The 8561-nt window shown below is 62.4% G+C and carries 5 protein-coding genes, 5 pseudogenes and 1 other annotated feature; of the genes and pseudogenes, 5 read left to right on the top strand and 5 right to left on the bottom strand.

Translation table 11 applies throughout. From position 1 onward, the window contains the following. Window positions 1-177: 177 nt before the first annotated feature. Window positions 178-705 carry a hypothetical protein gene (locus B3T59_RS02735; RefSeq protein ID WP_287001443.1) on the top strand — a complete coding sequence of 176 codons (528 nt, stop codon included), beginning with the start codon at window positions 178-180 and terminating at the stop codon, window positions 703-705. Here the strand turns inward: B3T59_RS02735 and B3T59_RS02730 are convergent. The 4 genes and pseudogenes from B3T59_RS02730 to B3T59_RS24545 all read right to left on the bottom strand — a co-directional run. Further along, a pseudogene (locus B3T59_RS02730) lies at window positions 656-934 on the bottom strand (integrase core domain-containing protein); the annotation flags it as partial. The gene B3T59_RS02735 and the pseudogene B3T59_RS02730 overlap by 50 nt on opposite strands. Before the next feature lie 73 nt (window positions 935-1007). Continuing rightward, window positions 1008-2356: pseudogene (locus B3T59_RS02725) on the bottom strand (IS30 family transposase). Between the two features lie 19 nt (window positions 2357-2375). After that, window positions 2376-2699 (bottom strand): DDE-type integrase/transposase/recombinase, encoded by a 324-nt coding sequence (locus tag B3T59_RS24550; protein ID WP_414652064.1) that lies wholly within the window; start codon window positions 2697-2699, stop codon window positions 2376-2378. Window positions 2700-2820: 121 nt separating this feature from the next. After that, window positions 2821-2979 (bottom strand): annotated as a pseudogene (locus B3T59_RS24545) (IS3 family transposase); the annotation flags it as partial. Between the two features lie 378 nt (window positions 2980-3357). Here B3T59_RS24545 and B3T59_RS02715 point away from each other — a divergent pair. The 4 genes and pseudogenes from B3T59_RS02715 to B3T59_RS02700 form a co-directional block, all read left to right on the top strand. Next, window positions 3358-4608 (top strand): cytochrome P450, encoded by a 1251-nt coding sequence (locus B3T59_RS02715; RefSeq protein ID WP_287001441.1) that lies wholly within the window; start codon window positions 3358-3360, stop codon window positions 4606-4608. Further along, a complete protein-coding gene (locus B3T59_RS02710; RefSeq protein ID WP_287001440.1) occupies window positions 4605-4802 on the top strand; it encodes a ferredoxin in 198 nt (65 codons plus the stop codon). The genes B3T59_RS02715 and B3T59_RS02710 overlap by 4 nt, the downstream gene beginning before the upstream one ends. Then, window positions 4789-6000, top strand: a complete 1212-nt coding sequence (locus tag B3T59_RS02705) for an NAD(P)/FAD-dependent oxidoreductase (RefSeq protein WP_287001439.1) — start codon at window positions 4789-4791, stop codon at window positions 5998-6000. Before B3T59_RS02710 ends, B3T59_RS02705 begins: the two co-directional genes overlap by 14 nt. Before the next feature lie 117 nt (window positions 6001-6117). Beyond that, a pseudogene (locus tag B3T59_RS02700) lies at window positions 6118-7362 on the top strand (MFS transporter); the annotation flags it as partial. A gap of 233 nt (window positions 7363-7595) precedes the next feature. Here the strand turns inward: B3T59_RS02700 and B3T59_RS02695 are convergent. Further along, window positions 7596-8540: pseudogene (locus B3T59_RS02695) on the bottom strand (IS3 family transposase); the annotation flags it as partial. Next, window positions 8427-8548 (bottom strand) — a sequence feature (AL1L pseudoknot). It overlaps the preceding pseudogene by 114 nt. Between the last annotated feature and the right edge of the window lie 13 nt (window positions 8549-8561).

Here is an 8561-nt window from a genome sequence, read left to right as displayed (position 1 = left end):
AAGCAAATCGGTGGATCGAGGCTAAGCGTCGGCTCGGTCCGGCGACTGTCTCGCGAACGTAGCGAACGTCCCCGTCTCAAGCAACGACCTCTCGCTTCTGTGCGAAGTAGGGTGCCCACCATGACATCTGCTCGATTCACTCTGCCGCCCACTACTGGACTGGTGTTTCAGCCGGTGGTGGCGACCGACGACGATTCCTGGACAGTCGATGACGCCAGACTGCTGGGCAGACAACGCTCGGCACAATGGCTTCTCGATCAGTATCAGGCCAATCCGGACGATCCGTTTTTCGCGGACTCCAACCCTCTGCAAACCACCTATATTGCTGTGAACCTGGCAGATTCGGCCCCGTCCATCACGGTGGAGTTGACCACCCACCCTCGTGATCCAGGCCTTGAGCAGGTGGATCAGTGGGATCGGATCGAGCAGGCCGGCGGCGAGTTCGGCCGCTATGGGGTACCAGCCATCTCGTGCTACGGATGGACCGAACAGCACAGTGACGCCGTCGCACCTGTGTTGGCCGCGATCGTCGATGGCTGGAATATGGTGCGGGTGTCGTGTCGCGATCGGCGGCCGTCGGCAGACTCCACCGTGCTCCGCATCGACATCTGGCCGATCGAGGGAGTGAATCGCCCCGGCTTTGTTGGAGGCTCGGTTAGTTGGTTCCAGCGGTTGCCGGGACCGGGTTTTCACGGTAGCTGGTGACTGTGTGGGTCGACCAGTAGGTGGTCTCGTATTCGACGGGTGGGACGTGTCCGATCTCGCCGTGCAGGCGGCGGTGATTGAACCAGTCGATGTACTCGGCGACGGCGATCTCGACCTCGCCGACACCGCCCCAGCCACCTCGAGGGCGCATTATTGGGTTGCGGATGCATTCGGCCTTGAACAGCGAGTTGAACGCCTCGGCCATCGCATTGTCGTACGAATCGCCCTTGGAGCCAACGGAAGTCACTGCGTCTGCTTCGGCGAGGCGTTCGGTGTAACGGATGGCTTGGTACTGGGCGGGTTCAATCGGTCCATGCAACACCGGGTTGTTGTAGTGAGTGTAACTGTCCTTCAAAGACTTCGGCGGGGGTCTTCCAGCCGAGGGCCTTTCGGGGACGGTTGTTGAGGTGTATGCGATGGCTTCGAGGTCGTTTGCAGACCACCGTGACAGGTCAGTTCCCTTCGGAAAATATTGGCGCAGCAGCCCATTAGTGTTCTCGTTGGACGGTCGCTGCCACGGTGAATGCGGATCGGCGAAGAACACCTGCGTTCCGGTATCCATCGCGAACTGGGCATGAGCGGACAGTTCCTTACCGCGATCCCACGTTAACGTCTTGCGCAACTGCTGCGGCAGCGCCGCTATCGACGCCGTCAGTGCCGCGTTCATCGCGATGGCGCCGTAGCCACCGAGTGCCGGCCCGTTCTTCACCGGCGGTTGCTCACCCCACCCTTGCAAGCGTGGGAGATGGACTAGAATCGTTGCGCGACTGCGCCGTTCGACAACAGTGCCGATAGCCGACCGACCCACACCGATGATGAGATCACCCTCCCAGTGGCCGGGGACAGCACGGTCGTGGGCCTCAGGCGGGCGCTGGCTGAGGACGACATCGGAGGTGACGTGACCCTGCGGCTTGTTGCGTGAGCGAGCACGGGGCTCCCGCAATGCCCGCCCGGTCCGCAGGCACGCCACCAACTCGCGTTTGAGCGCGCCACGGCCCTCGATGAACAGGGATTGATAGATTGCCTCATGACTGATGCGCATGGATTCATCATCGGGGAAATCGACCCGCAGGCGCTGGGAGATCTGCTCCGGACTCCATGCCAGAGACCACCGCCGGTCGGCCCGGTGCGGCTTGTTGAGCCCCTTCCACGGCGGCGGCGTGGGGCCGGCGACGATCGTGCCGTCGGGGCTACGGACAGTGCCCGCCAACCGCTCCTGCACGTACTCCCGCAACTCGACGTTGGCCACGAGTTTCGCTGTTTTCGGGCGCTTGGCGGCTTGCTGCGCTTTCCACTGCGCCACCGAGGCTCGATACTCACGTTTCCCACTCCTGGTAGCGGAGTTGCGGCGCAACTCACGCGAAATCGTTGCCGGACTGCGTCCGATCTGCCGAGCAATCTCTCTCACACCACACTGTTGGGCGCGGAGCAGCGCGATCTCTTCCCGTTCAGCGAACGACAGGTAACGACCCGCCGGGTCGTCCAGACTCAGTGGCGTCATTCCGCCAGCGTGGCGGAACCACCGCGACCCCACCGGCACCGACACGCCGACCGCCACCGACGCCTCCGCCGTGCTCATCCCCGTCGCGATCAACCCCCAAAACTGACGTCGCACCGCCCGCGACGGCTCGGGCCGGCCCGGCGAACGCATCGCCGGCCGCAACGCACGATCAGCTCGCCACTGCCGACGAACCCCCGTGGGCGCATCGCTGGTCTTCTTGCTCCAGTCTGCTGTAGCCAAAGCCAACACCTCCAAGATCAAGGTGTTGCGACGACCAGTTGAATTCACCCTGCACTCCGCGGTCGGAGTGGTGAATCAGCCCGGCCACGTCCTGGCCGGCACGCGACCGCGCCCACAACCCCATATTCAAGGCGTCGAGCGCGAGGTCGGTGTGCATGGTGGTCGAGACCTGCCAGCCCACGATCATCCTCGAGAAGACGTCGAGGATGAACGCGGCGTACACCCACCCCGAGTGGGTGCGGATGTAGGTCAGGTCGGCCTGTCACCGACAGCGCGTTGGGCGCCACCGCGGTGAACTGACGTTCCACATAATCTGCCGGTCGCGGAGTCTCGGCTCCCTCGCTGGACGTGGTACTGCGCGTCTTCGACCTCGTTATCCCCTGCAGCCCATCAGCTTTCATCAATCGTTCGACGGTGCAGCGGGCCACGCCGATACCCTTCCTGCACAGTTCGGCATGAACTTTGCGGGCACCGTAGACACCGAGATTGTCGGCATGCAGCGGTGCGGTTCTCGCCGAGGACCTCGCGGTCACGGACCACCCGTGGCGCCTCGACTCGTCGAGAACTCAGATGAGCTCGGTTGAGCTGATTGATGACCGCGGGTGAACGCCAAGCGTCCACCCGCAGTACTCGTTCAGTCGGTCGTCATTGACCAAACGGCTACGGCTTATCAGCGGCACGCGCGGTGATGATCTGCGGGCCGGCTCTACGGCCGAACCGGTTTCGTCGATTGGTCGGTGGCTCAGTGGCTTCGGATGTTGAACATTCGGACCCACGCCCCCGCGCGGGACATAAGCTGTTCGCTATGCATCCATCATGGTTTTGTGCGGTTGCCTTATACCCAGCCTGGCTCGTAGCGTGACCCAAGACACAAGAAGAGGCCACCATTTCGGTTCAGAGAGGTCGGCGACATGGCTCAGTTCGACAGCGCAACTTGCACCACCGGTGATGTCACACCGGATGGCGAAGGCCCCGATACCACTTGTCCGCGTGAACATTTTGATCACCTGGACGCGGACCTTGGTGAAGACACCCTGTGGGCCGTCTACGACGAGTTGCTCGCCCGCGAGCCCGCGGTCTACTCCCCGTTGCACGGTGGATTTTGGACGATCAGCCACTACTCCGAAGTGAAAAAGGCTCTCCGCGACCATAAAACGTTCTCGTCGGCCGCCGGGCACCGCATTCCGATGGTCGAGGGCATGGCCAGCATTCCAATCGACTACGACCCGCCCCTGCACGGCCCTTACCGCGCGTTGTTGACTCGAGCCATCGCACCCGACACTGTCCGCGAACTGCAGCCGTGGCTAGTTGAAACGATCGAGGAACTCGTCGAACATTTCTACTGTGGCGGCGGCGGTGACGCTGTCTCGAAGATCGCGCTGACGCTTCCGCTGCGAGTGCTGACGAAGCTTGTCGGCTTCTCGCCTGAGACCGTGGCGAGGTTTCGCGGCCTGACCGAGAACATCTGGCGTGACGGTACTGCTGAGTCTCAACTGCGAGGTCGGGCCGCCTTGGTCGAGGCGATCGACGCGGACATCGCCGACCATCGCGCGACACGTCCTGGGGACTACCTCACATGGTTGCTGGATGCCGAAGTCGACGGTCGCGCCCTCACTCTTGATGAGGTGCATTCGGTCCTGCTCACCCTTGCCGTGGCCGGGCATGAAACGACGCTGAACAGTGTCAGCAGCCTGCTCTACCTTCTGGCGGCCAACCGTGATCTCCAACTACGGTTGCGTGCTGACCCGTCCCTGGCGCCCGTCTATGTCGAGGAAATGCTCCGATTACGGACGCCTGCGCAGATGTTCGCGCGCCGAACAACTACGGACGTCGAAGTCGCCGGCACGATGATCCCGGCCCATTCGTGGGTCCTCCTGCTCAATGCCGCGGCCAATCGCGACGCCCGCCGATTCGATCACCCTGGTGAATTCGACATCGACCGATCCGCGCGCGGCCACCTCGCCTTCGGGTGGGGCATCCACCAGTGCGTCGGCTCAGCGCTGGCCCGTTCGGAGATGAAGATCCTCCTCGAGGTCTTGTGCGGTTACCCGGCGTTCACCCTGGCAGGCACCCCCACGTTTACCAGCATCCAGGCTGGAACCCATTTCGGCCTACGCTCATTGCCCATTACTTTCTCAAACCCTGCGGAGGACGATCAATGATCCGGGTGCACATCGACACCACCGCCTGCAACGGATACGGCAACTGCATCGTCGCAGCGCCAAAGGTCTTCGACATCGACCCCGATACCAACATCGCTCACACCGTGCCCGGACGACCAATCGACGCCGACGCAGACGATGTATACGAAGCATCCGCCGACTGCCCGGTACAAGCTATCCGTGTCGAGCGCTGAGTTGAGCGCACCCGAAACTACCGTCATCATCGGCGCTTCAGTAGCCGGTGTCCGCGCCGCAGCAGCGCTGCGTCTGCGCGACAGTGCCCGACGTATCGTTCTCGTCGAGTCGGAGGCCGAGGTGCCCTGCGACAAACCGCCATTGTCCAAAGGCTTCCTGACCGAACCGTCGGGGGCGACAATAACGACTGGCTCGATCGCCGCAGATCTGGAGTATCGTCTCGACACCACCGTCATCGGCATCGATCCAACACGCTCGATGGTGAACCTCAACGACGGAACGCATCTCGAGTACGACACCGCTGTCATCGCGACAGGTTCGGCACCAAGACGACTCCCTGCTCTTGAGAGCATTCCCAGAGTCCATTACCTTCGTAATGCTGTCGACGCGGCCGCTCTCCGCCGGGCACTGTCGACATGCCGCCACCTGGGCGTCGTCGGTGGTGGGTTCATCGGCGCCGAGGTAGCCTCCAGTGCAAGGGAACTCGGCGTTGACGTCACCATAATCGAAGCCCAGCCGCACCTTGCAGCGCGCGTCTTGCCGCGGTCCGTGGCCGACGCGATGTCCGCGCTCCACGCCGACCGCGGCGTGGAGTTGCGGTACAACACCATCGCGACCGCAGCAACTTATGACGCACGCGCACAGATGATTTCGTTACTCCTGTCGAACGGCCAGGCGATCGAATGCGATGTCGTGCTTGTAGGAATTGGTACGAGACCAGCCACCGCCTGGGCGGAGTCCGCACTCACATCGGATGATGGGTTCCTTTGCGATTCCCACCTACGGGTCGCTGGCACCGAGAATGTCTACGCTGCTGGTGACGTAGCCAGATGGACCAACCCGCGATATGGACGTCGCACGCGGGTAGAGCACTGGACCTGTGCGCGCGAGCATGCGGTGACGGTTGCTCACAACATCACCCATCCCACTCAACTTCGCCGCGCCGATCCTGTTCCCTACGTGTGGTCCGACCAACATGGCACTCACATCCAGCACGTTGGCGATCCAGACCTCACCGGAGCCGACGTCGTTGACGTGCCGATTCCCGAAAGGTCGGTCGAGCAACGACTATTCGCCTACATTCGCGACGGTATATCTGTCGGTGCCACCGGCTTCAACGCACAGGCGCACATTGCTCGCGTCCGCCGATCCCTGCTGACCCAGGGCCGACCAGACTTCACAACCCAGTCCAGATAGCGACGGATCATTCAATGACCGCACACGGCACACACACACACAAATACATCTCCCACTGAGGAGACGGACGACCGGAGTCGACAGAAACGCACCCTTGTCGGGGTATCTCTCGGCAACGGACTCGAAGTCTTCGACTGGACTTGCTATGCGGTGTTCGCTCCGTTCTTCGCCGAAGAGTTGTTCAACCCCGACGATCCCGCCTCGGCCCTGCTCTCGACGTTGGTTGTGTTCGGTGTCGGTTTCGCCATCAGGCCCTTCGGCGGAATCCTTTTCGGCTGGATGGCCGACCGATTCGGTCGACGCGTGTCACTCATGGCCGCGATCTCCTGCGCCTCGGTGGGCATGCTGATCATAGGGCTGACCCCCACCTACGAAACCGTCGGAGTATTCGCCGGTGTCCTGCTACTTTTGGCGCGACTCCTGCAGGGTCTTGCGCATACCGGGGAAGTCGCAGCTGCATATACCTACGTAGCCGAAGATGCACCCGCCGAGCGGCGCGGACTCTGGTCGTCGGCGATCTACGTATCGGGCTTCATCGCCATCATGGTCGCAACCATCATCGGCGCGTTGCTCACGACACTGCTCGACGACTCTCAGATGGGCTCCTGGGGGTGGCGTCTGCCCTTCCTCGCCGGCGCCGGCCTGGGCGTCATCACGCTGTTCTTGCGCCGCAGGATGAAGGAATCACGGGAGTTCGAGGCTGTCCAGAACCTCGAGATAACAGCGTCTCAGACACGGAATTTGTTACACGACCTATGGACCTACCGGGCAGCAGGCATCCGCGTATTTCTCTTGATGGCCTCGGTCACAGTCATGTTCTACGCATGGGCAGTCAGCGGACCCACTTGGGCGATCTCTGTCGTGGGAATAGACGCGACGTCGGCGCTGTGGGCGGGCGTCATCGCTCTGGCTGTCGCATCACCTCTACTGCCCGCACTGGGTCGACTCTCCGATCGCATAGGCCGACGACGCAGCTTCTACCTTTATGGAATCGGTGTCGCAGTCACAGCCTTCCCGCTCGATCACCTCGCCCGACAGGGGGCCTGGCAATTCGGGCTCGCCATGTCCATCGCGCTGAGCCTCTTTGCCATCGCGGCGTCGATCCTGCCCGCGGTACTGTCTGAGCTGTTCCCGACCACCGTCCGCGCTACCGGAATAGCCATTCCCTACGCACTGTCAGCCGTCGTGTTCGCGGGTACCGCTCCGTACCTCCAGCAGTGGACGGCCCAGCAAGACCTGAGTTACGTGTTCGTCGGATACCTCGCAGCCACGGCACTTCTCGGTGCACTCGTGATGCGCTTCACGCCAGACATGGCAGGCAAACCCTTGGACCAGACGGCCGACGGCCAAGAGCAGAGTTAGCCTCCCAGAGGTGAGCTCCGCGCTCACGACTCTCGATCCGCGGTCCGCGCCCGCAGGGGCCAGTTGTCGCAAGCGCCACTGAACCGGATGGTGTTTCCAACATCTGAGTGGGGGAGTTATCGAACAGTGTTGCCCGAGAGCAGGCGAGGTCCGGCTTCCACACCGAACCCCATTCTGCAGCCACGACCGCACTCATGAAGGCTGATGCGCCCTGGGTTTCCCGGAGGCTCGGGTTATGGGATTCCGACCCGGTGTTGGTCGGCCCGTGACTGATCGTAGATGATGGTTTCGAACTCGACGGGTGGGATGTTGCCGAGATAGCCGTGGAGGCGTTCGGTGTTGTGCCAGTGCACCCAGCCCAGGGTCGCCAGTTCGACGTCGTCGACCGTTTTCCATGGACCGGTGCGGGCGGGTCCGTAAATTAATTCCGCTTTGTAGTAGCCGTTCACCGTCTCGGCCAGAGCGTTATCGTAACTGTCTCCCACGGTCCCGATCGAGGGTGTCGCCCCGATCTCGGCGAGACGTTCCCCGTAACGCACGGAGGTGAATTGCGCGCCCGCATCAGAGTGACACCGTAAGCCCGGCAACATGTTTCCCCGATTCCATCGGGCCATCCCGATCGCATCGAGGACCATCGCAGTCCTCATATGCGAGGCCACTCGCCACCCCACGATCATCCGCGAGTAGGCGTCGATGATAAAACACACGTACGCCACGCCCGACCACGTCGGGACATAGGTCAGATCGGTGACCCACAGTTGATTCGGTGTAGTCGCGGTGAACTCCCGTTTGACCAGATCCGGGTGGCGCGGCATCGAGGAATCGGGGCGGGTCGTGCGGACCCGCCGGCCGCGCCGCGCGCCTTCGATTCCGAGTGCGTGCATCAGTCGAACAACCTGGTCACGACCGATATCGTGTCCAGCGCGACGCGCAGCTTTCCATAGCTTGCGAGCACCGTAGACCCGGTAGTTGTCTTCCCACAGCTGTCGTAGCGCAGGGGCGAGGACAGCGTCACGTTGCGACCGCGCCGAGGGGCGGCGGCTCTTGATGTCGTAGTAGGTACTCGGGGCCATCCGCACACCTGCGCTGCGCAGGACGGCGAGGATGGGCTCAACCCCGAATTCTGCCCGCTGATCATCGATGAACGTGACTACTTCTTGTGTTGGCGGTCGAGCTCCGCGATGCTTCTATGTCAAGCC

The sequence above is a fragment of the Gordonia sp. UBA7860 genome (assembly GCF_002500165.1).
In the GTDB taxonomy this organism is placed as follows: Bacteria; Actinomycetota; Actinomycetes; order Mycobacteriales; family Mycobacteriaceae; genus Gordonia; species Gordonia sputi.
Note: the sequence above shows the minus strand (reverse complement) of the source record. Positions and strands in the feature narration are given on the sequence as shown.